Genomic DNA, 23834 nt, shown 5'->3' with positions numbered 1-23834 from the left:
AACCGCCCGGCCGGAGCGGCGTCGCGGACGCCGTTTCCGGCAGGTCGGGAAGGGTGCGCCGGGCCGGTCGGGATCCGGCGCAATCAAGTGGAGTGCCTATGGAGTGAGACGCGCTTTTCCAACATATTTCGATCATGCGACCGATAAAAGTCGCAGTCCTGAGTATTGGCGTGACGAATATCCGGCGGGGCGCTTACCGGTTTGACGATCGACCGGGGCGAGGCAAGGCGCCGCCGGAAACTGGCTTGGCCGGTTGGCCGAACAACCGGATCGGAACGAACGCCGACCGTCCGTCAGTGGCGCGAACGGCGAATGAATGTGGAATCGGAAGGAGACTCATGATGAAGAAGCACACACTCGGAGCCGTGTCGGTCATCGCGGCGGCCTTGTTGCTCGTGGCCGGTGAAACCGCCGCGGCGGACGATCTCACGCCGGTCGGAGCCGAACGCGGCGCGAACAAGGACGGCACCGTGCCCGCCTTCGCCGGCCGGCAGGCGACGCCCTCCGGCTGGGAATACGGGAAGGTTCGCGGCGAATTCTGGAAGCATCGGAACGAAAAGCCCCTGTATTCGATCGACGCCGCGAACGTCGACAAGTACGCGAGCCAGCTCACGCCGGGGCAGATCCAGCTGATCAAGCAGCAGAAGGGCTATCGGATGGACGTCTATCCGTCGCATCGCGAATGCCAGTTCCCGGAAGTCGTCGAACAGAATTCGAAGGCGAACCTGGCGTCGGCGAAGCTCGCGTCGAACGGCGAAACGTTGCAGTCGGCGATTCTGCCCGGCGTGCCGTTCCCGCAGCCGAAGAGCGGCGCCGAAGCCATCCTGAACTACGAAATGCGGTATCGCGGCGAAGGCATCGAATGGCCGCTGGACGTCACGTCCATTTCGCCTCGGCCGGGCGGCAGCGAATGGATCGACGGGATCGGCCCGCAGGTCTTCTTCCTCCCGTCGGGCAAGCTGGGCAAGAGCTCGCCGCAGGACGTCGATCAGCTCAGCCTGGCCGCCTACTTCACGGCCAACTCGCCGGCGGCGCTGGCCGGGCAGGCGTTCGTGCAGCGCCAGTACTTCGACAAGGTCTCGGAAACGTACTACTACTTCCCCGGGCAACGCCGGGTGAGGCGCATGCCGGCCTATACGCACGATGCGCCGCTGATCGGCTTCGAGAACCAGTATCTGATCGACGAAGCGAACATGTTCAACGGACCCATCGACCGGTTCAACTGGAAGCTGGTGGGCAAGAAGGACATGATCGTGCCGTACAACGCGTTCGGCATGTACACCTTCAACGCCAAGCTGCGTGACGTCGCGACGCCGAACGGCATCGCAGCCGGCCACCGCCGCTACGAGATGCATCGCGTGTGGGTGGTCGAGGCGACGGTCAAGCCGAGCGCGCGCCACGTCGCGTCGAAGAAGGTGTTCTATCTGGACGAGGACAGCTGGCTCGCGCTCGTCGGCGAGGACTACGACGCGCAGGGCAAGTTGTGGAAGGTGCGCGAGAGCTACCCGATCCCGGTGTGGGAGCTGGGCGGCACCTGCGACAACGAACCGTTCGTGCAGTACGACCTGATCAACGGACGCTATGTGGTCGATTCGTCGACGATCGGCCAGGGCAAGGACCTTCGCTGGTATCAGCAGGTCAACGATCCGCGCTTCAAGCCGGATTTCTTCACGGCGGAATCGCTGCGCTCGGTCAGCGATCGCTGAAGCGTGCGGCATAAATAATTAATAGAGCCGACGTGCGCGAGCGCCGTCGGCATCCGGTTTGGGTGAGGTGGGGCGATGAAAGCGAAGCAGGTCGTTAGGCATACTACGATTTCGATTGCCGTGCTGGGTGCGGCGACGTCGAGTGCATACGGATACGATTTCACGATGGGAGAAGGCGCTGTCCAGGGTTCGTGGGTGACCAATCTCACGGCGGGCGCGGGAATCCGCACCAAGAGCCCGAGCTGCTCGCTCACCGGCGACCCGAACGCCTACGGGTGCGGCGCGGCGGCCAACACCAACCAGTGGGGCTACGGCGACAACGGCGACCTGAACTACCGGAAAGGGCAGCCGTTCAGCACGTACATCAGCGCGACCAGCGAACTGCTGCTGAAGATGCCGAGCGAAGGGCTGAAGTTCATGGTGCGCGGCACGGGGATGTACGACTTCCTGGCCGGAAACACGGCCAGAACGCCGTTGTCGAGCACCGCGTCCGCGCAGGTGGTCTACAACGCGCAATTGCTCGACCTGTGGGCGCAGAAGGATTTCACGATCGGCGGCAGGAACGCGCACGTGCGGCTCGGCAACCAGGTGATCAACTGGGGCGAGAGCGTGTTCGCGCAGAGCGGCATCAATACGACCAACTCGCTCGACACCCAGAAGCTGCTGATTCCGGGCACGCAGCTCAAGCAGGCGCTGCTGCCGGCGCCGATGCTGAGCGTGGCCGCGGATCTGTCCCACGGGTTCAGCACCGAGGCTTATTACCAGTTCCAGTGGAACGGCAACCGCTACCCGCCGGTCGGCTCGTACTGGTCGCTGGCCAACGTCTTCGGCCGCGGCGCCGAACCGTTCACGATCAACACGAACAACCTCAACGTGGCCGGCCCCGGTGCGGGCACGATTGCGAACGCGATCGGCGGGGGCGGCGCGGCAGGCAACTCCGGCGTGCTCGACGGCATCAAGAACGGGCTCGTGAACGGCAGCTTTGCCGGGCCGCCGTTCAACGACATCGGCATTCCGGTCTCGACACAGCTGCCCGCGAAATACCGGCCGCAATTCGGCGTGAAGTTCAACTACTCGCCGCGCTCGTTCGACGCGAACTTCGCGTTCTACTACATCAACTACATCGACAAGTCCCCGGTGCTCTCGACGCTGGCGAACGGCACCGCGCAGTGGTCGTATCTCGGCAACCGCCAGCTGTTCGGCGCCAGCGCGAACTTCGGCCTCGGCCCGTGGGCGATCGGCACGGAACTGTCGTATCGGCCGCGCGACGCGGTCGCGTTGTCGAGCTGCTTCGGCGCGGGCGGCCCGCTCGACCTGAACACGAACGGCGTGCCGGGGACCGAGTGCCGGCAATGGGTCGACAAGAAGAAATTCCAGCTCGACATCAACGGCCTGCTGGCGCTGACGCGCAGCGAGTATCCGTTCCTCAAGCTGCTCGGCGCGGATTCCGCCGCGCTGACCTGGGAACTGACGTGGATCTATTACCCGGGCCTCGGGTCGAGCGTGACGCGCACGATCAACGGCCAGCCGGTCACGCAAGTGCCGGCGACCGGTTATTTCCCCTGGCTGAACAACAACTCGGGGCTCGGCTATCCGATCACGGCGAGGCAGGGCACGTCGAGCTCGGTGGGCGCGACGATCGACTTCAACTGGACGTATGACGGCTCGCTGATTCCCGGCTGGCAGGTGACGCCCGGTGTGACCTTCACCACCGGGCTCTACGGCTACACGCCGACGTTCAGCGCGAACTACATGCAGGGCGCGAAATCGGTGAACGTCTACGTGCTGTTCAACCAGAATCCGCCGAAGTGGCAGGCGGGCATCAACTTCGCGGCGTTCTTCGGCGGGCACAACACGGTCGGCCAGCCTTACGCGGATCGCAATTTCGTCGGCTTGTTCGTGACCCGGAACTTCTGACGGGGGAACCCATGGGAGACGGCGCACGTCGTGCGCCGCCGGAATACTTGAAGGGGTAATGTCGTGCTCAATCGTCTAGTCAGCCGTCTGGAAAGAGGCTTCTTCGGCCATCGCGCGATCGTGCTTGCCGCGATCGGCCTGTTCACCGCCGCGATGGCCGCGTTCGCCGTGCAGTTGCGCATGGACGCCGGCTTCGAGAAGCAGATGCCGATCGGCCATGAATACATCCGGACGTTTCAGAAATACCGAAACGACCTGCTCGGCGCGAACCGGATCACCGTCGTCGTGCGCGCCCGCAAGGGGCCGATCTGGACGAAGGAAGGGCTGACGCGGCTGTACAAGGTGACGCAGGCGGTCACCTACCTGCCGAACGTGGATCGGATCGGCGTCCGGTCGCTCTGGACACCGAACGCGTTCGTCAACGAGATCACCGACGAAGGGTTTCGCGCGGAGCCGATCATCTCGGGCACCATCACGCCCGACCAGCTGACGCCGGAGATCGTCACGAATATCCGCCGTGCGACGACGCTCGGCGGCTACGTCGGTACGCTCGTCTCGCACGACGAAGATAGTGCGATGATCACGGCCGAGCTGAACGAGCGCGATCGCGCCGGCAAGGTGCTCGACTACGTCGCGTTCAACCGCCTGCTCGAACAGCAGATCCGCAAGCCGTTCGAGGACGCCGGCTACGAGATCCAGATCATCGGCTTCGCGAAGCAGATCGGCGACATCGCCGACGGCGCGACCGCCGTGCTCGGCTTCTGCGGGGTCGCGCTGCTGCTGACCGCGCTCGCCGTCTACTGGTACTGCCATTCGGTTCGCTTCACCGTGCTGCTGATCGTCTGCTCGCTGACGTCGCTCGTCTGGCAGTTCGGCACGCTGAAGCTGCTGGGCTTCGGTCTCGATCCGCTCGCGGTGCTGGTGCCGTTCCTGGTGTTCGCGATCGGCGTGTCGCACGGCGTGCAGCAGGTCAACTTCATCGTGCGCGAGATTTCGCACGGGCACAGCTCGTATGACGCGGCGCGGCGCAGCTTCAGCGGCCTGCTGATTCCCGGCGTGCTGGCGCTCATCACGGCGTTCGTGTCGTTCATCACGCTGCTGCTGATTCCAATTCCGATGGTGCGCGAGCTCGCGATCACCGCGTCGCTCGGCGTCGCGTACAAGATCGTCACGAACCTGATCCTGCTGCCGGTCGCAGCATCCTGCTTCAACTTCTCGAAGACTTATGCGGACAGCGCGCTGAAGCGCGGCGAGCGGCGCTCGGCGTGGCTGCGCGGGCTCGCACGCATCGCGCAGCCGAAGCATGCAGGCGTGACCGTCGCGGCGACGCTGGCGGTGTTCGCGCTGGCCGCGTGGCAAAGCCGCGACCGCGTGATCGGCACGCTGCAGCCGGGCGCGCCGGAGCTGCGCGCGGACGCGCGCTTCAACCGCGATGCAACCTCGATCGCGGGCAACTACGACATGGGCCTCGACTGGCTCACGGTCGCGATCGAGTCGAGCGGCAAGGCGTGCGACAACCCGGCGGTCGGATTGTACGAAGACGATTTCACCGCGGCGATGCGCACCGAGCCGGGTGTCGTGTCGGTGCAGTCGTATTCGGCGCTGCTGCGCACTTACAACCAAGGCTACAACGAGGACTATCCGAAGATGAACGTCGTGCCGATCGCCCCCGAGAACTACGGGGCAGTGTCGGTCGACGCCGGCCGCATCAAGGGCTTCATGAACGGCGACTGCAGCATGACGGCAGTGCACCTGTTCCTGACCGATCACAAGGCGACGACGATCAACCGGATTCTCGACGACGTGAAGCAATACCGTGCGTCGCATCCGTTCCCCGGCATCGGAATCCGCCTAGCGGCCGGCAATGCCGGCGTGCTGGCCGCCACCAACGACGAGGTCGAGAAAAGCGAGCTGCCGATGATGCTGTACGTGTACGCGGCGATCCTGATCCTCGTGTTCCTCGCGTACCGCGACTGGCGCGCGATGCTCGCGTGCTGCGTGCCGCTGTCGGTCGCGACCTTCATCGGCTACTGGTTCATGAAGGAACTGCAGATCGGGCTGACGGTCGCGACGCTGCCGGTCATGGTGCTGGCGGTGGGCATCGGCGTGGATTACGCGTTCTACATCTACAACCGGCTGCAGGTGCACCTCGCGGGCGGCCAGACGATCGTGAAGGCGGTCCAGCACGCGATGCTCGAAGTGGGCGTGGCGACGATCTTCACGGCGATCACGCTGGCGATCGGCGTCGCGACGTGGAGCTTCTCGGCGCTGAAGTTCCAGGCGGACATGGGCAAGCTGCTGGCGTTCATGTTCCTCGTCAACCTGTTGATGGCGATGACGGCGCTGCCCGCGCTGGCCTCGGTGCTGGAGCGCTGGTTCCCGCGCCGCAAGCCGGCGCGCGCGCTCGGTTTGTTCAGCCACTGACGTCCGCGAACACCACTACGGAGACCCAGCCATGATCAAGACTCTTGTTGCCTGTGCCGCGCTTTGCGCCGCCGCGGAGGCATTCGCGCCGTTCCATGGATCGGTTGCGGACCGGACCGCGAAGCCGACCCGCGCGCGGACCGAGCCGAGCGATACACCGCGCGCCGGCGCGCGCATCGCCGCCGTCGACGCGAACGGCGTCGTTCTTGTGTCGGACGACGACGGCAAAACCTGGCGGCAGGCGCCGCGCGTGCCGGTGTCGGCTCCGCTGCCGGCCGTTGCGGTCGGCGATGCGAGGTTCGGCCTGGCTGGCTTGTTCACCCACTGACGTCCGCGAACACCACTACGGAGGCCCAGCCATGATCAAGACCCTTGTTGCCTGTACCGCGTTGTGTGCCGCCGCGGCGGCGTTCGCGCAATCCCATGGAACGGTCGCCGACTGGACCGCGAAGCCGGCGCACGCGTGGGCCGCACCCACCCGCATGATGCTGACGGACGCGACGCACGCAGGCCGGCGCGTCGTCGCCGTCGGCGAGCACGGCGTGATCCTGCTGTCGGACGACGATGGGCGCACGTGGCGGCAGTCGCGGCGCGTGCCCGTGTCGGCAACCCTGTCGGCCATCACGTTCGCCGATGCGCAGCACGGCTGGGCGGTCGGCCAGTGGGGCGTGATTCTCGCGACCGCCGACGGCGGCGAAACGTGGGAGAAGCAGCGCATCGACACGTCGGTCGACCAGCCGCTGTTCTCCGTCATCTTCAGCAACGCCCGGGACGGGATCGCGGTCGGCCTGTGGTCGCTGATGCTGCAGACCCATGACGGCGGCAGGACCTGGACCCGGACGACGTTGCCGAAGCCGCCGGGCGGCGGCAAGGCGGACCGCAATCTGTATCACATCTTTGACGATCGCCAGGGCGCGCTCTACATCGTGTCGGAGCAGGGGACCGTGCTCAAGTCGACCGACGGCGGTGCGAACTGGCGCTACCTGCAGACGGGCGGCAAAGGCTCGCTGTGGACGGGCGTGGCGATGCCCGACGGCCGGATCGTGGTCGGCGGGCTGCTCGGCAGCCTGTTCCAGAGCAGCGACGGCGGCGCGACCTGGGCGCCGTTGAATCCAGGCACCAAAAGCTCGATCACCGACGTCGTCGCGACCGGAAACGGGCTGCTCGCGGTCGGACTCGACGGGCTGGTGTTGACGCAGCGTGCGAACGGCGAATCGTTCGAGCTCGCGCAGCGCCCGGACCGCGCGACGCTGACCGCGGCGCTGGTCGGCGCAGGCGGAAAGCCGCTGCTGTTTTCGCAGGACGGCGTGCTTGCGTCGCAGTGAGCACGCTCGACCTGTCTGCGTAGATGAATCAGTGATCCTGATAAAAACGGAGAAAGGAAAGGTGCGATGAAAATCCTTGGAGTAATGAGGCGGGATCGGCAGCACTCGCCCGATACGCAGACCCGGCGTCAGATCCTTCGTCTTGCGGCCGTGGGCGCCGTGTCGCTGGCTGCGGGCGAGGTGTCGCTGGCGGAGGGTGTCGCGGGGACGTCCGCGAACCGCGATGTGCTGGACGTCGTGATCATCGGCGCCGGCCTGGCGGGACTGACGGCCGCGCGCGACCTGAGCCGCGCCGGGTGCGATTCGTTCGTCGTGCTGGAGGCGCGCAACCGGGTCGGCGGGCGCACCTTCAATCACGAGCTGGGCCATGGCGTCGTGTCCGAGGCCGGCGGCCAGTGGATCGGCCCGGGCCAGACGGCGATCGCCGACCTCGCCCGCGAGCTCGAGGTCGATACGTTTCCGACCTGGTACGCGGGCAAGTCCGTCATTCTGGCGGGCGACGCGCGGGTCGCGCAGGATCTGCACGGCGGCACCGGCGGCGACGACGCGATCGGCGCGAAGCTCGGCGAACTGGCGCGCGGCGTGCCGTCCGGCGCACCGTGGAATGCGCAGCGCGCGTCGGAACTGGACAAGCTGACGTACGGCGAATGGCTGGCGAAGCAGGGCGTGAAATACGAGGACGGGTATTTCATCGCGCTGGCCGCGAAGCTGTCGCTCGGCGGGGCGCCCGCGCAACTCGGTCTGCTGCACTACCTGTCGGTGATCAACAGCGCCGATTGCGATTACAACAAGCTCGAGTCGATCAAGGGCGGCGCACAGGAAACGCGCTTCGTCGGCGGCTCGCAGGTGCTCAGCACCAAGATGGCGCGCGAACTCGGCGGCAAGGTCCGGCTGTCGTGCCCCGTGCGCAGGATCTCCGGCTGGGATCGCGACGTCGTCGAGGTGCAGACCGATCAGGGCGTCGTGCGTGCGCGCCGCGTGATCGTCGCGCTGAACCCGGCGCTGTGCAATCAGATCGTGTTCGATCCGCCGTTGCCGGAAGGGCGTTCGCAGTTGCAGAAGCGCTGGCCCGCGAACGCGCCGATGCGCAAGACGGTGCACGTCTACGAACGGCCGTTCTGGCGTGACGACGGCTACTGCGGACAGATCTTCCAGGTTGGCGGCCCGGTGTTCCTTGCCTACGACAACTCGCCGCCGGACGGCTCGGTCGGTGTGCTGAGCGCGTTCGTCGCGCCGGGTTCGCTGCCCGCCGAGCCCAAGGCCGCGGAGCGGACGCTATCGGCGATCTATGCGAAGGCGTTCGGCGCCAAGGCGCTGCGCCCGACGCAATTCCACGACTACGACTGGGGGCGAGTCGATCCGTGGACGCTGCAGTGCATCCATCCGATCCCGCCGGGCTTCTGGACGAAATGGGGCAAGTTCCTGCAGCCCGAGGTGGGCCGCCTGATCTGGTCGGGCACGGAGACCGCCGACATCTGGGCCGGCTCGATGGACGGCGCCGTGCGTTCGGGGCACCGCGCGGCGCTGCAGGCGCTCGGCAACCTGGCACAACGCAGCGTGAGGGTGTAAATGAAGCGCGGAATGATCATCGGCGCCGTCGTGGCAATCGTCGCATTGGCGGGCGCGGGCGCGCTCCATGGGCGCGACATCCTTGACGGAATGCGTTTCGAGAAAGCGATGAGCCGGATCGGCGAAGCGGACCAGACCAACGGCGGCCCGTGGCCGCAGCCGCAGGAGACCTGCTTCTTCTGTCACGGCGCACGCGGCCAATCGCTCAATGCATGGTATCCGGCGCTGTCCGGCCAGCCCGAGGCGTATCTCGCGGCCCAACTTCGAGCGTTCGCGTCGGAGCAGCGGCACAACCCGTATATGGGACCGCTTGCGCGGGATCTCGACGACGGGCAGGTCAAGACGCTGGCTGCCTATTTCGCGCGGCAGACCCCGACCCGCAACGAGGACGTTCCGGCCGACGCGGCGCTCGCGAAGCGCGGCATGGCCCTGATCCAGGCCAGGAGTTGCCAGGCCTGCCACGGCGCGACGCTGACGGGCAGGGATCAGGCGCCGCGACTCGCGGGCCAGGGTGAGATCTACCTCGCGACCCAGCTTGCCGCGTTCAAGACGGGCGAGCGCAGGGATCCGGCCGGCGCGATGAACGGCATAGCCGCGACGCTGTCGGGCGACGACATCCGGGCGGTCGCGCACTACCTGGCCAGCGCGTCGCCCGGGCAGGCGGACGGCGCGGTTCGTTAGGTCCGGCGCAACCACGACGAGGCAGACGAAATGGGATCGGTTCGCGGCACGCGCCACGTTGCGCACCGGGCCTGCGACGCCGCGGCGACGGCCGTGCGCGACGGTTCGGACGTGTTCGCGAAAGGTCGGCAGGGCAGGGAATACCCGGTCTTTTTGTTCGCTCATTTGTTTGTCATGATGACCTAACATTGGCAATATGTTCTAGAAATGCGCGGCCGGCATCCGGTCCCGGCAACATCGGCAAAGTTTGATCGATCCGATTCATCACCACTCGAGTTTCAGGAGACAAACCATGGCAAAGCACCCCGTCGTCGTCTATGGCGCAAGCGGTTACACCGGCATGTTGATCATGGACTGGCTGATCGACCAGAACATCCCGTTCACGGCTGTCGCGCGCAATGCGGGCCGGGCGAAGGAAATGATGGCGCAGCGCGTCGTGCGCCTCGAATCGGCGGAATACGAAATCATCGAGGCGGAGCACAACGTCGATTCGCTCGTCAACGCGTTTCGCGGCGCGAAGGTGGTGTGCAACACGGTCGGGCCGTTCACCAACTTCGGGCTCGTCGGCGTCGAAGCCGCACTGAAGGCCGGCTGCCACCATCTCGACACGACGGGCGAGCAGTCCTACATCCGCAACGTGCGGGACCAGTTCGGCGACCTGTATCGGCAGGCCGGTCTGCTGGCGTCCTCGTCGAATGCGTACATGTATACGTTCGCCGAAATCGCCGCCGAGCTGGCGCTCGAGACGCCGGGCGTCGATGCGCTGGAGACCGCGACGCTGACGCGTGGCCCGCGCGGCGCGGCGGGGGTGAGCGTCGGCTCGACGGCGACGATCTTCGACGGCTCCCGCCACGAATCCTTCTACCTGTGGGAGAAGAAGCTCACCCCCCACGCGCCGGACGCGTCGTTCACCGTCGCCGCGCCCGAGTTCATGCAGCCGGTGTTCTGCCTGCCGTGGGGCGGCACGTCGCTGCCGGTCTACTTCGAACGCGATCCGCGCGTGCGCAGCTGCATTTCGTGCGTCGGCTTCTACGACAACAACGTGATGCAGCTCGTGCATCAGTTCGGGCAGAAGTGGGAAGCCGAATACAAGCACCTGCCGCGCGAGCAACAGGACGCGATCCTGAAGCAGGTCGTCGATTCGACCACGCCGTCGATGCCGCCGCGCGAGCGCACGACGATCCAGCGCAGCGTCGATTTCGCGATCGGCCGCGGCCAGCTCGCGTCGGTGCGCGCAACCCTCCACGGGATCACGCCGTACATCTCGACGGGCGCCATTCATGCCGCCGGCGTGATCAAGCTGCTCGACGGCGAGACCGCGAAGGTCGGCTTCGCGTCCGGCTCGAAGGCGTTCGGGCATCGCTACCTGCTCGGCTTCCTCGAGCAGCGCGGGCTTGCGCGCGCGACCGTGACGCAACTGTGATGTCGACGCCGGGCCGTCACGCACTATAAGGACAACGAGACATGGCAATCATTGATTTCTTCGACCGCGGGTGGCGCATTGCTCCGAACGGCATTGCGTATATCCAGGGCGAGCGCAGCTATTCGTTCCAGGAGATCGGCGAGCTGTCCTGCCGCATCGCCAACGGGCTGCTCGCCGCCGGGTTCGCGAAGGAAACCAAAGCGGCCGTCTGGGCGGACAACGACGTGACCGCCTGGGGTTGCGCGCTCGGGCTCTGGCGTGCCGGCCTGGCGTATATCCCCGTCAACGGGCGCAGCACGCCCGCGGAGAACCAGTACGTGCTCGATGCGTTCGACTGCGAAGTGCTGTTCTTCCAGCAGGCGTTCGCGACGGCGATCGACGCGTTGCGCGCCAGCCTGCCGAAAGTGAAGCTCTGGATATGCATCGATGCCGACCTGCCGTGGGCGCCGTCGCTCGCGACGTGGAGCGCGGGCCAGCCGTCGACGATGCCGTTCGTCGATTACGACATGGACGACGTCGTCACGCTGTCGGCGACGGGCGGCACCACCGGCGCGCCGAAGGGCGTGATGAACACGCATCGCTCGTTCCAGACCTACTTCGCGCAGTTCATGATGGCGTGCCCGTATGGTGCGGAGCGCCCGGTGAATCTCGCCGCTGCGCCGATGACGCATACCGCCGGGATGATGTCGCTGCCGTGCACGGCGCGCGGCGGCACGGTGGTCGTGCTGCCGAAGCCCGATCCCGCGCTGCTGCTCGGCGCGATCGCGAAGCATCGCGTCACCGAGTTCTTCCTGCCGCCGACGGTCATCTACCGCCTGCTCGACATCCCCGGCATCGAGAAGCTCGATTACTCGTCGCTGAAGTATTTCCTCTACGGCGCCGCGCCGATGTCGGTCGAAAAGCTCAAGCGCGCGATCGAGGTGTTCGGTCCCGTGATGGCCGGCGGCTACGGGCAGACCGAAGCGCCGGCATCGATTGCCAACATGATGCCGGCCGAGCATTTCGTCGACGGCAAGCTGGCGTCCGACGAACGGCTGTCGTCGGTCGGCCGGCCGAATCCGCTCGTCCGTGTCGAGATCCTGAACGATCGCGGCGAGGTGCTGCCGCAGGGCGAGACCGGCGAGATCTGCGTGCGCGGCGATCTCGTGATGAAGGGCTACTACAACGCGCCGGACAAGACGGCCGACACGATCGTCGACGGCTGGCTGCACACGGGCGACATCGGCCATCTCGACGCCGACGGCTACCTGCACATCACCGACCGCAAGAAGGACATGATCATCAGCGGCGGCTTCAACGTGTACCCGAGCGAGATCGAGCAGGTGATCTGGGCGCACCCGGCGGTGCAGGATTGCGCGGTGATCGGCGTGCCCGACGACAAGTGGGGCGAGGCGGTGAAGGCCGTCGTCGAGCTCAACGCGGGCCAGAGCGTGAGCGCCGAGGAACTCGTCGCGCTGTGCAAGGAGAAGCTCGGCTCGGTGAAGGCGCCGAAGAGCGTGGATTTCGTCGCCGCGCTGCCGCGCAGCACGGTCGGCAAGGTGTTGAAGAAAGACCTGCGCGAGCAGTACTGGCAGGGTCGGCAACGCAGGATCTGAGCCCCACTTCCACGGACGCTACACCATGAGCAACATTTACATTGCCGGCATCGCGATGACCGTGTTCGGCCGGCACTTCGAGCGCAGCATCGACGATCTCGCGGGCGAGGCGCTGCGCGGCGCCCTCAAGGACGCCGGCTGCGGCGCCGATGCGATCGGCGCGGCCTTCTACGCCGGCATCACCAACGGACAGCTGCAGGGCCAGCTGTCGATTCCCGGCCAGGTCGTATTCAGCAAGATCGGCGTCGAGGGCGTGCCGGTGTTCAACGTCGAGAACGCGTGCGCGTCCGGCAGCACCGCCGTGCATCTGGCGGTGCAGCACCTCAGGGCGGGCGCGTGCGACGTCGCGCTGGCGCTCGGCGCGGAAAAGATGAACGTCGAGGACAAGGCGAAGTCGCTCGCGCTGTTCGAGACGGGGTGGGACGTGTCCCGCGTCGACGAGAATTTCGCGACGCTGGCGAAGATGGGCGAAGGCGTCGTGCCGCCTCCGGGATCGGAATCCGACAAGCCGTACAGCCGCTTCATGGCGATCTACGCGGCGATGTGCCGGTATCACATGAAGACCTACGGCACCACGCAGCGGCAGATCGCCGCCGTGTCGTCGAAGAACCATCTGCATTCGGTGCACAACCCGCATTCGCAGTTCCGCAAGCCGTTCACGATCGACGAGGTGCTCGCGGCGCCGCCGATCACCTATCCGATCACGCTGCCAATGTGCGCACCGGTGACGGATGGCGCGGCCGCGGCGATCCTCTGCACCGAGGAGGGCCTCGCGCGCATCGGCGCTGATCGCAGCCGCTGCATCCGGATCGCGGCGAGCGTGATCCGCAGCTTCACGCATCGGCGCATCGACGAGCCCGGGAAGAGCATCGGCCGCCTCGCGGCACTGCAGGCTTATGAGCAGGCATCGCTCGGCCCGGAGGATATCGACGTCGCCGAAGTGCACGATGCGTCGGCGATGGGCGAGATCATCCAGGCCGAGAATCTCGGACTCGCGCCCCTCGGGGAGGCCGGCGCCGCGGCCGAGCGCGGCGAATTCACGCTCGGCGGGCGCATTCCGGTCAACACGTCCGGCGGCCTCGAATCCAAGGGGCATCCGCTCGGCGCGACGGGGATCGGTCAGCTCTACGAACTGGTCACGCAATTGCGCGGCGAGGCGGGCGAGCGGCAGGTGCGGGGCGCGCGACATGCAATCCAGGAGAACGGCGGCGGATTGCAGGGCGTCGAGGAGGCCGCGCTTGCCGTCCATATCCTGAGCCGGCACTGAGGAAGGCAAGCCCGAGTTTCCCGGCGCGCGTTCGTCGAAGGACCAACGTCGGGGCGGAAATGGCCGCACGCGAAGCGCGGCCGGTGCACTGGCGACTGGATCGCAGATGGCCGCGAGCGCGGTCGCGTTCCTCGTCCGTCGGAAGGAGGGAATCAGAGTGAGTGCAGTGCTGGAAACGTACCGTCCGCTCGGCGGATGGGTGGAAATGCCGGACGATCCGCAGCCGCCGCTCGAGGGCGAGGTCAGTGCGGACGTGGTGGTGGTCGGCGCGGGCTTCGCGGGCCTGTCCACCGCGCTGGAGCTGGCCGCGCGCGGTGCGCGCGTGGCCGTCCTCGAACGCGAGTTCGCAGGCTTCGGCGCGAGCGGCCGAAACGCGGGCTATCTCGCCGGCGGCCAGGGGCTCGAATACGAGCTGTTCGTCAAGCGCGTGGGGCACGCGCGGGCGAAGCAGATCGTCCGCTTCTACGACGAGGGTGTCGCCTACGTCGAACGCAAGCTCCGCGAATACGGGATCGATTGCGACTACCAGGCGACGGGGATCATCCGCGCCGGCGTGCATGCGTCGCAGGAGAAGCGGCTGCGCGAGAGCATGGAGACGGGCGTCGAACTCGGTTCTCCGGCGGCGTTCCTCGATCATGCCGCGATGCGCGCGCGGGGCATCCCGCCGGCGTTCCTGTTCGGCTGCCACATGCCGCACGGCGGTACGCTCGATCCCGGCAAGTACGTGATGGGGCTGCGGCGCGCGGCGCTTTGCGCGGGCGTGAAGATCTACGAGAACACCGCGTTGCTTTCGTATACCGAAGGACCGGTCGTCAACGCGCATACCGCGCGCGGCAGCGCGACCGCGCCGTTCCTCGTGCTCGCCACCAATGCCTATACGCCGCAGCTCGGCCTGCTCGGCGACAAGGTGATGCCGCTGCGGGTCTCGGCGATCGAGACCGAGCCGCTGTCGGCGGCGCAACTGGCGGCGCTGGGCTGGCCGCGGCGCGAAGGCATCGTGACCTCGCATCTGACGATGGAAAGCCATCGCCTGACGGTGCGCAACACGCTCGTGGTGACGACGAAGCGGATCCATTACGTCTATGGCTCGCAGACGCCGAACGTGCCCGACGACGACGCCTATCGCGCGCTCGCGAAGACGCTGCACGAGCGTTTTCCCGAATTGGGCGACGTCGCGGTCCGCGCGTGCTGGAGCGGCTATATCAGCCTGGCCGGCGATGCGTTGCCCGTCGCGGGCGAAACCGGCGAGCACCGGAACATCATCTACACCGCCGGGTGCTCCGGGCATGGCGTCGGCACCCAGTCGCTGATCGGCGAACTGCTGGCCGAGCGGATCCAGGGCGCCGAGCATCCGCTGCTGGCGGCCTTGCGCCACAAGACGCCTGCGACGCTGCCCGAGCCGTTGCGATGGTGCGCGATCAACGGGGTGCTGGGCGTGGCGAACATGCTCGACGAGCGGGTGAACCGCAAGGTGCGCGACACGGCTGCGCGAAGCACATAGCAACGGGTGTCGCGGCTGAAGTCACCCGCTCGGGAACGTCCGGCGGGCCGGCTCCCGATGCGTCGAAACGGAGGCCGATCACGCGCCCGGACGAGCCAGCCGGGCGTAAGCGATTGGTTGGAAAATGCGTCAGGCATCGGGTATAGTCTTCAGCGCCCGGCGAAGCGCCGGCGAGACTATTTCCACGAGGCCAGAGCGCCCAAACGACGACGGAAAGCGATGACAGTGCCCATTGAGCAGCGCAACGGCAGGAAACGGCGCACATCGAGCGCAGCACCCGCAGGAAACGGCACCGACGGCTTGCGAGCCCAGGGCGTGCGCACGCGCAACACGATCGTTCGCGTCGCAAGAAAGCTCCTGCTTGAAGGCGGCGCCCTCGATTTCTCGCAGCGCGCGGTCGCCGCTGCCGCAGGGATCAGCGTCAGCAACCTCCAGTACTACTTCCCGACGCGGCTGGCCGTATTGCGGGCGGTCATGGAGCCTGCCATCGGGACGTACCTGAAAGACCTGACGCGTGCGCTCGACAGCGACGCGTCGCCGCACGAGATACTCGACGCGCTCATGAAGAGGGCGCTGCGCGATGCGAAGGATGCGCAATACAGGGCGCTGTGGGTGCATTTCTTCTCGTTCGCGGCGATCGACGACGAGTGCCGCAGGCTGGTCGACGAATGGTATGCCACGCTGACGCGCGAGGTCGCGCAACTGGTCCGCGCCGCCAATCCGGAGCACAGTGCGGCCGACAGCCGGCACGTCGCCACGCTGCTGATCTCGATGGCCGACGGGCTGGCCTTTCAAGCCGGCGCGGGGCGGCATACGCCGGCGCTCGAGGCGAGATTCATGGAATCCGCCCATTACCTCGTGTACGGAAAGCCGTCGAGCGCCGCCGGGAAGTAACGGCCGAAACGCTACCGCAGCATCCGGAAGAGACAGGGGAATACCCTGTCTTTTTTTTCTTCCATGTGTTTGTCATCATGACCTATGTTTGGTATGTGTTACTAGATATGAGATGGCCGGATGCACCCGCTGTCCGGTCGGCATGCTTCCAGGAGAGGAGGAGAACCGAAATGATTCGTCTGCATAAATCCGCTGCATTGCCGTCGGTCGGGCTGACCGGTTTCGAGACGCCGTTGAGCGAGGAAGAAAGTGCGATCCAGCACACGGTCCACCGTTTCGCGCGTGACGTGTTGCGCCCGATCGGCCGTGAGCTCGATCGCATGTCGCCGGAGGAGGTGATTGCGCCTGGCTCGCCGTACTGGGCGGCCGTTGTCGAAAGCGCGAAGCTCGGGCTTGATCCGCAACTGATCGCGCAGTTCCCGCCGGAGGTCGCGGTCCGCATCGAATCGCTGATCGGCGAGGAGCTCGGCTGGGGCGATTCGGGCCTGGCCGTTTCGCTTGGCGCCGCGACCACGCCGTTGATGATGGCCCAGTCGGTCGGCAACCAGGAACTGATCGACATGTGTACCGGCAAGGTCGGCTGCTGGATGAACACGCAGCCCGACCGCGGCTCCGATGCCGCGATCCTGTATCGGCAGGAACTCAGCGCGGGCGGCAAGCAGCCGACGGGCAACGTGACCGCGAAGGTCGGCGCCGACGAAATCGTCATCAACGGCCAGAGCTCGGCGTGGGTCTCGAACGGTTCGGTCGCGCAGGTCGCGCTCGCGTATATGGCGGCGGATTACGGCGACGGTTTCTACGGCGAAGGGGAGCAGGGCGCGTTCACGCACGGCATCGGCGTGATCGTTCCGCTCGACCTGCCGGGCATCTCGCGCGGCAAGCCGCTCGACAAGATCGGCCAGCGCGCGCTGCCGCAGGGTGAGATCTATTTCGACAACGTCAAGGTGCCGAAGCGCTTCGCGATTGCGTTGAAGGACGAGTACCTCGGCAACCTGGCCTCGACCTGGTCGTTTGCCGGCACGCACATGTGCCAGGTGTTCGTCGGCGCGGCCCGTGCGGCGTTCGAGCTCGCGCTGGCGTATTCGCACGAGCGCAAGCAGGGCGGCGCACTGCTGATCGACCACCAGATGACGCAGTTGCGCGTGGGCGACATGCTGCGCCGGCTGGAGATGGCGCGCGCGATCGCCCGCCGCAGCCTCGCCTATTCGCGGATGTCGCCGCAGAGTCACCCGTACGCGACCGCGCAGGCCAAGGTGAGCGTGACCGAGGAAGCGATGAAGATCACGCACGAGGCGTTCCAGCTGTTCGGCGGAAACGGCACGACCCGCGAATTCCCGATCGAGAAGCTCTTCCGTGACGTGCGCTCCGCGCTGATCGAGGACGGCGAGAACTACGTCCTCACGTCGCGTCTCGGCGTGCTGGCCGGGAAGCTCCATCAGGAAGGGTGGGCGCGGGAATAAGCGCGCGACGGCGGCGGGGCTACCGGCTGGCGCGAAACCGGGAGCCCTCACGCGTCCTGTCTTCGCGCAACCGGGTAACCGATCGATGTGGCCGATTCGTTCAGGAATCCGGATCGGCGAGTGGCGTGACGGGATTGGACGGCCGCTGTATCGACGGAATTGAATCAGGAGCAGAAATGAAAGTGCTGGTAGCAGTGAAGCGCGTCGCGGATGCGAATGTGAAAGTGCGCGCGAAGGCCGACGGATCGGGCGTCGATCTGGCAAACATCAAGATGAGCATCAATCCGTTCGACGAAATCGCCGTCGAGGAAGCGGTGCGCCTGAAGGAAGCGGGCGTGGCGACGGAAATCGTCGCGGTGTCGGTCGGCGTTGCGCAGGCGCAGGAAACGCTGCGCACGGCGCTGGCGATCGGCGCGGATCGCGCGATCCTCGTCGAGTCGAACGACGGCGTCGAGCCGCTCGCCGTCGCGAAGATCCTGAAGGCGCTGGTCGACAAGGAGCAGCCGCAGCTCGTGATCCTCGGCAAGCAGGCGATCGACGACGATTCGAACCAGACCGGCCAGATGCTCGCTGCGCTCGCGGGCGTGCCGCAGGCGACGTTCGCGTCGAAGGTGACGATCGCCGACGGCCGTGCGACGGTCGCGCGCGAAGTCGACGGTGGCGCGGAAACGCTGTCGCTTCAACTGCCCGCGGTCGTCACCACGGATCTGCGCCTGAACGAGCCGCGCTACGTGACGCTGCCGAACATCATGAAGGCGAAGAAGAAGCCGCTGGAAACGGTGAAGCCGGAAGACCTCGGTGTCGACGTCGCGCCGCGCCTGAAGACGCTGAAGGTGGTCGAGCCGCCGAAGCGCGCGGCCGGCGTGAAGGTGCCGGACGTGAAGACGCTGGTCGAGAAGCTGAAGACCGAAGCCAAGGTGCTGTAAGAGGGAGCGCAAGGAAATGACGATTCTGGTGATTGCAGAACACGACAACGCGTCGATCAAGGCCGCGACGCTCAATACGGTGGCGGCGGCAGCGGTTGTCGCGACGTTCGTCGACGAGGCGATCCATGTGCTGGTCGCGGGACACAACGCACAAGCCGCGGCGGATGCGGCGGCGAAGATCGCGGGTGTCTCGAAGGTGCTGCTGGCCGACGCGCCGCAGCTGGCTGAAGGCCTCGCGGAAAACGTCGAGGCGACGGTTCTGAACATCGCGAAGGATTATTCGCACATCCTCGCGCCGGCGACCGCCTGCGGCAAGAACATCGCGCCGCGCATCGCGGCGAAGCTGGACGTCGCGCAGATTTCGGACATCACGGCGGTCGATTCGGCCGACACGTTCGAGCGCCCGATCTACGCGGGCAACGCAATCGCGACGGTGCAGTCGAGCGACCCGGTCAAGGTGATCACGGTGCGCGCAACGGGCTTCGATCCGGTCGCAGCCGTTGGCGGCGGCGCGGCGGTCGAGAAGATCGACGCGGCAGCGGATGCGGGCAAGTCGCAATTCGTCAGCCGTGAAGTGACGAAGCTGGACCGTCCGGAGCTGACGTCGGCAAGCATCATCGTGTCGGGCGGCCGTGGCTTGGGCAGCGGCGAGAACTACACGAAGGTGCTGGAGCCGCTGGCCGACAAGCTGCAAGCGGCACTCGGCGCCTCGCGCGCGGCGGTGGACGCCGGCTACGTGCCGAACGACTACCAGGTCGGCCAGACCGGCAAGATCGTCGCGCCGCAGCTGTACATCGCGGTCGGCATTTCGGGCGCGATCCAGCATCTGGCCGGCATGAAGGATTCGAAGGTGATCGTCGCGATCAACAAGGATCCGGAAGCGCCGATCTTCAGCGTCGCGGATTATGGGCTCGAAGCCGATCTCTTTCAGGCGGTGCCGGAGCTGGCGGCCGCGCTTTGACCGGGTGCGGCGCGACGAAAGGTGAGCCGCAGGTTGCGCGGATTGGATGAAAACGGTTCCATGCGTCGTTCCGATCGGCCGCCAGCCGTCACCCTCAGTGCTTCGTCCGGCCGGTCAGTCAAAATTCGCGACGTGAATACCCATCGATTCAACAAATAAATTTCAAAAATGCACGCCCGGCCGCTAATCTGACCGCTACTCACGGATGAGCATGCGATGGCTGAACTCTATCTGGTACGGCACGGACAGGCGTCGTTCGGCACGGAGAACTACGACCGGCTCTCCGCGCTCGGCGAACGGCAAAGCGTCTGGCTCGGCGAATACTTCGCGCAGCAGGACATCGCGTTCGACCGCGTGATCTGCGGCACGCTGGCGCGCCACGCGCAAACGGTCGGCGCGATCCTGCGCGGCATGGGCCGCGAGGACCTCGGCTACGACCGCCACCCGGGCCTGAACGAATACGACTTCGAAGGGCTGTTCGCCGCGGCTGCCGCCGACTATCCGGAGCTCGCGCGGCTCGCGGCGGGCTCGATGAAGGAGCATTTCCGCGCGCTGCGGCAACTGTTGCAGCTATGGTCCGAGGACAAGCTGAGCGGGCCCGTCCCCGAAACCTGGGCGCAGTTCCAGCAGCGCGTCGCCGACGCGCGCGCCGCGATCCGGCAGGGCGGCGGGCAGCGCGTGCTCGCGGTGAGCTCGGGCGGGCCGATCGCCGTCACCGTGCAGCAGGTGCTCGCGGCGCCGCCGTCGAGCGCGATCGCGCTGAACCTGCAGATCCGCAACAGCGCCATTTCGCAGTATTTCTTCAACGCCGATGCGTTCAACCTGGCGTCGTTCAACGGCATCCCGCATCTGCAGGACCCCGAACGGCATGCCTTCCGGACCTACGGCTGACCCACCTCACGGAACGATCGCGACGATGACGAACACACCGCAGCAACTCGATGTCGCCAGGCTCACGCAGTATCTGGAACAACACATCCCCGGCTTCGAGGGGCCCGTCGAAGCGGAGAAGTTCGCCGGCGGCCAGTCGAACCCGACCTTCCTGCTGAACGCGAAGAGCGGCCGCTACGTGCTCCGGCGGCAGCCGCCGGGCGAGCTGCTGAAGTCCGCGCATGCGGTGGACCGCGAATTCCGGATACTGACCGCGCTGTCGGGCACCGCCGTGCCGGTCGCGCGTCCGTATCACCTGTGCGAAGACCGCGACGTGATCGGCAGCCTGTTCTACGTGATGAGCTACGAGGACGGGCGGATCTTCTGGAGCCCCGCGCTGCCGGACCTGCCGAAGCCGGATCGTGCGATTTGCTACGACGCGGTGCTGCAGACGATGGTCGCGCTGCACGAGGTCGACGTCGACGCGGCCGGCCTGTCCGACTACGGCCGGCCCGGCAATTATTTCGAGCGGCAGATCGGCGTGTGGACGAAGCAGTATCGCGCGGCGGAAACGGAGCGGCTCGACGCGATGGAGACGCTGATCGACTGGCTGCCGAACGCGTGCCCGGCCGACACGGGCCGGCCGGCGCTCGTGCACGGCGACTTCCGGATCGACAACCTGATGTTCGAGCGCGACAGCTATCGCGTGAAGGCGGTGCTCGACTGGGAACTGTCGACGCTCGGCAATCCGCTCGCCGATCTCGCGTATTTCTGCATGTGCCTGCGGCTGCCGTCCGGCGGCGACGTGCCGGGGCTCGCGGGCGAGGATCGCGACGCGCTCGGCATCCCGCACGAAGCGCAGATCGTCGCGCGTTATTGCGAGCTGCGCGGGATCGCGCCGATCGAGAACTGGCACTTCTATCTCGCGTTCAGCTTCTTCCGGCTCGCCGCGATCGCGCAGGGCGTGAAGGCCCGCGCGCTGAAGGGCAATGCGTCGAGCACGAAGGCGCGCCAGGTCGGTGAAATGGCGGGGCGCCTCGCCGAGGAAGCCGTGCGCGTGATCGACGCGCATCGCTGAACAACCCGAATCCGACGCGGCGCGCGCGCCGCACGCACATACATACATACATGGAGGAGCAACACATGGCAACGAACCTGTTCGACCTGACGGGGAAGATCGCGCTCGTGACCGGCGCGAGCCGCGGGATCGGCGAGGAAATCGCGAAGCTGCTCGCGGAGCAGGGCGCGCACGTGATCGTGTCGAGCCGCAAGATCGACGACTGCCGCGCGGTCGCCGACGAGATCGTCGCGGCGGGCGGCAAGGCCGAGGCGCTCGCGTGCCACGTCGGCCGGATGGAGGACATCGCCGCCGCATTCGAGCAGATCCGCGCGAAGCACGGGCGCCTCGACATCCTCGTCAACAACGCCGCCGCGAATCCGTACTTCGGCCACATCCTCGATACCGATCTCGCGGCCTACGACAAGACCGTCGAGGTGAACATCCGCGGCTATTTCTTCATGTCGGTCGAGGCCGGCAAGCTGATGCGCGCGCAGGGCGGCGGCGCGATCGTCAACACCGCGTCGGTGAACGCGCTGCAGCCGGGCGACCGGCAGGGCATCTATTCGATCACGAAGGCGGCGGTCGTCAACATGACGCGCGCGTTCGCGAAGGAATGCGGGCCGCTCGGGATTCGCGTGAACGCGCTGCTGCCGGGCCTCACGAAAACAAAGTTCGCCGGCGCGCTGTTTGCCGACGAGGCGATCTACGAAGCCTGGAAGGCGAAGATTCCGCTGCGCCGCCACGCGGAGCCGCGCGAAATGGCCGGCACGGTGCTGTACCTCGTGTCGGACGCGTCGAGCTACACGAACGGCGAGTGCATCGTCGTCGACGGCGGGCTGACGATCTGAGCGAACGGACACACGAAAGCAATCAGGATTCCGATCAGTCGACAGCCGGGAATTTCGTTTCCCTCATTTCAGGACAAGACTCATGAACTTCGAATACTCGCCCAAAGTCAAGGAAATGCAGGCGCGCCTGCTGGCGTTCTTCGATCGGCACATCTACCCGAACGAGCATCGCTTCGAACAGGAGGTGGCCGCGAACCGCCGCGCGGGCAATGCGTGGGTGCCGACCACGGTGATCGAGGAGCTGAAGCCGCTGGCGCGCGAAGCGGGCCTGTGGAACCTGTTCCTGCCGCGCTCGACGCGCGCGCCGGAAGGCCTGTCGAATCTGGAATACGCGCCGCTCTGCGAGATCATGGGCCGCGTGCCCTGGGCCGCGGAAGTGTTCAACTGCTCCGCGCCGGACACCGGCAACATGGAGACGCTCGAACGCTATGCGTCCGAGGCGCTGAAGGACCGCTGGCTCGAGCCGCTGCTGCGCGGCGAGATTCGCTCGGCGTTCCTGATGACCGAGCCGGCGGTGGCGTCGTCGGACGCGACCAACATCGAATGCCGGATCGAGCGCCAGGGCGACGAGTACGTGATCAACGGCCGCAAATGGTGGTCGTCGGGCGGCGGTGATCCGCGCTGCGCCGTCTACATCGTGATGGGCAAGACCGACCCGGACGCGGGCCGCCACGAGCAGCAGTCGATGATCGTGGTGCCGGCCGACACGCCGGGCATCACGGTGCTGCGTCACCTGCCGGTGTTCGGCTACGACGACGCGCCGCACGGCCACATGGAAATCGACCTGAAGGACGTGCGGGTGCCGGCGTCGAACCTCCTGCTCGGCGAAGGCCGCGGCTTCGAGATCGCGCAAGGCCGCCTCGGGCCGGGGCGCATCCACCACTGCATGCGCAGCATCGGCATCGCCGAGCGTGCGCTGGAGCTGATGTGCCAGCGCCTGAGCTCGCGCGTCGCGTTCGGCAAGCCGCTCGCGCAGCACGGCGTGTGGCACGAGCGCATCGCCGAAGCGCGCTGCATGATCGAGCAGGCGCGCCTGCTGACGCTGAAGGCCGCGTACATGATGGACACCGTCGGCAACAAGGTTGCGAAGGCCGAGATCGCGATGATCAAGGTGGTGGCGCCGAACGTCGCGTGCCAGATCATCGACTGGGCGATCCAGGCGCACGGCGGCGCCGGCGTGTCGGACGATTTTCCGCTGGCGGCCGCGTATGCGAACCAGCGCACGCTGCGCTTTGCCGACGGTCCGGACGAAGTGCACCGCGCGGCGATCGCCAAGCTCGAGCTCGCGAAACACCTGCACCGGCTCGCGGGCGTGGCCGACATGCCGGTGACGCGCGGCGCGTAGCGGGGGCTGCGGTCCGGCATGGACGCAAGCGCGGCGCACGCCTTAAGATGCGGGCGAGGAGG

The 23834-nt window shown here is 66.6% G+C and carries 20 protein-coding genes; all 20 read left to right on the top strand.

Annotation, left to right across the window (positions count from 1 at the left end; all coding sequences use genetic code 11):
* Nucleotides 1-338: 338 nt before the first annotated feature.
* On the top strand, nt 339-1706 hold the full coding sequence (locus tag KY49_RS16445; RefSeq protein ID WP_042585657.1) for a DUF1329 domain-containing protein: 1368 nt from the start codon (nt 339-341) through the stop codon (nt 1704-1706).
* Nucleotides 1707-1781: 75 nt separating this feature from the next.
* Nucleotides 1782-3623, top strand: a complete 1842-nt coding sequence (locus tag KY49_RS16440) for a DUF1302 domain-containing protein (RefSeq protein WP_042585656.1) — start codon at nt 1782-1784, stop codon at nt 3621-3623.
* Nucleotides 3624-3686: 63 nt separating this feature from the next.
* On the top strand, nt 3687-6047 hold the full coding sequence (locus KY49_RS16435) for an efflux RND transporter permease subunit (protein WP_042585655.1): 2361 nt from the start codon (nt 3687-3689) through the stop codon (nt 6045-6047).
* 31 nt (nt 6048-6078) lie between these two features.
* Entirely contained in the window at nt 6079-6375 is a 297-nt protein-coding gene (locus tag KY49_RS16430; protein WP_042585654.1) for a hypothetical protein, read from the top strand.
* A gap of 31 nt (nt 6376-6406) precedes the next feature.
* Nucleotides 6407-7372 (top strand): WD40/YVTN/BNR-like repeat-containing protein, encoded by a 966-nt coding sequence (locus KY49_RS16425; RefSeq protein WP_042585653.1) that lies wholly within the window; start codon nt 6407-6409, stop codon nt 7370-7372.
* Between the two features lie 66 nt (nt 7373-7438).
* Entirely contained in the window at nt 7439-8941 is a 1503-nt protein-coding gene (locus KY49_RS16420) for a flavin monoamine oxidase family protein (protein WP_231636443.1), read from the top strand.
* Nucleotides 8942-9622 carry a c-type cytochrome gene (locus tag KY49_RS16415; protein WP_042585651.1) on the top strand — a complete coding sequence of 227 codons (681 nt, stop codon included), beginning with the start codon at nt 8942-8944 and terminating at the stop codon, nt 9620-9622.
* A 30-nt stretch (nt 9623-9652) separates the two neighbouring features.
* Nucleotides 9653-9808, top strand: coding sequence for a hypothetical protein (locus tag KY49_RS37390; RefSeq protein ID WP_156162547.1), 156 nt, complete (start codon nt 9653-9655; stop codon nt 9806-9808).
* Nucleotides 9809-9914: 106 nt separating this feature from the next.
* Nucleotides 9915-11045, top strand: coding sequence for a saccharopine dehydrogenase family protein (locus tag KY49_RS16410; RefSeq protein WP_042585650.1), 1131 nt, complete (start codon nt 9915-9917; stop codon nt 11043-11045).
* 41 nt (nt 11046-11086) lie between these two features.
* Nucleotides 11087-12640 (top strand): class I adenylate-forming enzyme family protein, encoded by a 1554-nt coding sequence (locus KY49_RS16405; RefSeq protein WP_042585649.1) that lies wholly within the window; start codon nt 11087-11089, stop codon nt 12638-12640.
* A gap of 25 nt (nt 12641-12665) precedes the next feature.
* Entirely contained in the window at nt 12666-13907 is a 1242-nt protein-coding gene (locus KY49_RS16400; protein WP_042585648.1) for a thiolase family protein, read from the top strand.
* Nucleotides 13908-14013: 106 nt separating this feature from the next.
* Nucleotides 14014-15408 (top strand): NAD(P)/FAD-dependent oxidoreductase, encoded by a 1395-nt coding sequence (locus KY49_RS16395; RefSeq protein WP_042585647.1) that lies wholly within the window; start codon nt 14014-14016, stop codon nt 15406-15408.
* 219 nt (nt 15409-15627) lie between these two features.
* Complete coding sequence (locus tag KY49_RS16390; protein WP_029227021.1) at nt 15628-16302, top strand: TetR/AcrR family transcriptional regulator; 675 nt, start codon at nt 15628-15630, stop codon at nt 16300-16302.
* A 170-nt stretch (nt 16303-16472) separates the two neighbouring features.
* Entirely contained in the window at nt 16473-17762 is a 1290-nt protein-coding gene (locus tag KY49_RS16385) for an acyl-CoA dehydrogenase family protein (RefSeq protein WP_042585646.1), read from the top strand.
* A 176-nt stretch (nt 17763-17938) separates the two neighbouring features.
* On the top strand, nt 17939-18688 hold the full coding sequence (locus tag KY49_RS16380; protein WP_042585645.1) for an electron transfer flavoprotein subunit beta/FixA family protein: 750 nt from the start codon (nt 17939-17941) through the stop codon (nt 18686-18688).
* Between the two features lie 16 nt (nt 18689-18704).
* The gene (locus KY49_RS16375) at nt 18705-19649 is read left to right on the top strand and encodes an electron transfer flavoprotein subunit alpha/FixB family protein (protein WP_042585644.1); all 945 of its coding nucleotides are present in this window, start codon (nt 18705-18707) and stop codon (nt 19647-19649) included.
* A gap of 216 nt (nt 19650-19865) precedes the next feature.
* A complete protein-coding gene (locus KY49_RS16370; protein WP_042585643.1) occupies nt 19866-20540 on the top strand; it encodes a histidine phosphatase family protein in 675 nt (224 codons plus the stop codon).
* A gap of 25 nt (nt 20541-20565) precedes the next feature.
* The gene (locus KY49_RS16365) at nt 20566-21597 is read left to right on the top strand and encodes a phosphotransferase (protein ID WP_042585642.1); all 1032 of its coding nucleotides are present in this window, start codon (nt 20566-20568) and stop codon (nt 21595-21597) included.
* 65 nt (nt 21598-21662) lie between these two features.
* A complete protein-coding gene (locus tag KY49_RS16360) occupies nt 21663-22427 on the top strand; it encodes an SDR family oxidoreductase (RefSeq protein ID WP_042585641.1) in 765 nt (254 codons plus the stop codon).
* An 82-nt stretch (nt 22428-22509) separates the two neighbouring features.
* Nucleotides 22510-23772: an acyl-CoA dehydrogenase family protein gene (locus KY49_RS16355; RefSeq protein WP_042585640.1), complete on the top strand. Its 1263-nt coding sequence runs from the start codon at nt 22510-22512 to the stop codon at nt 23770-23772.
* The last annotated feature ends 62 nt before the right edge of the window (nt 23773-23834 follow it).

The sequence above is a fragment of the Burkholderia sp. MSHR3999 genome (assembly GCF_000833595.1).
In the GTDB taxonomy this organism is placed as follows: Bacteria; Pseudomonadota; Gammaproteobacteria; order Burkholderiales; family Burkholderiaceae; genus Burkholderia; species Burkholderia ubonensis.
This window is presented reverse-complemented; position numbering and strand designations above follow the sequence as displayed.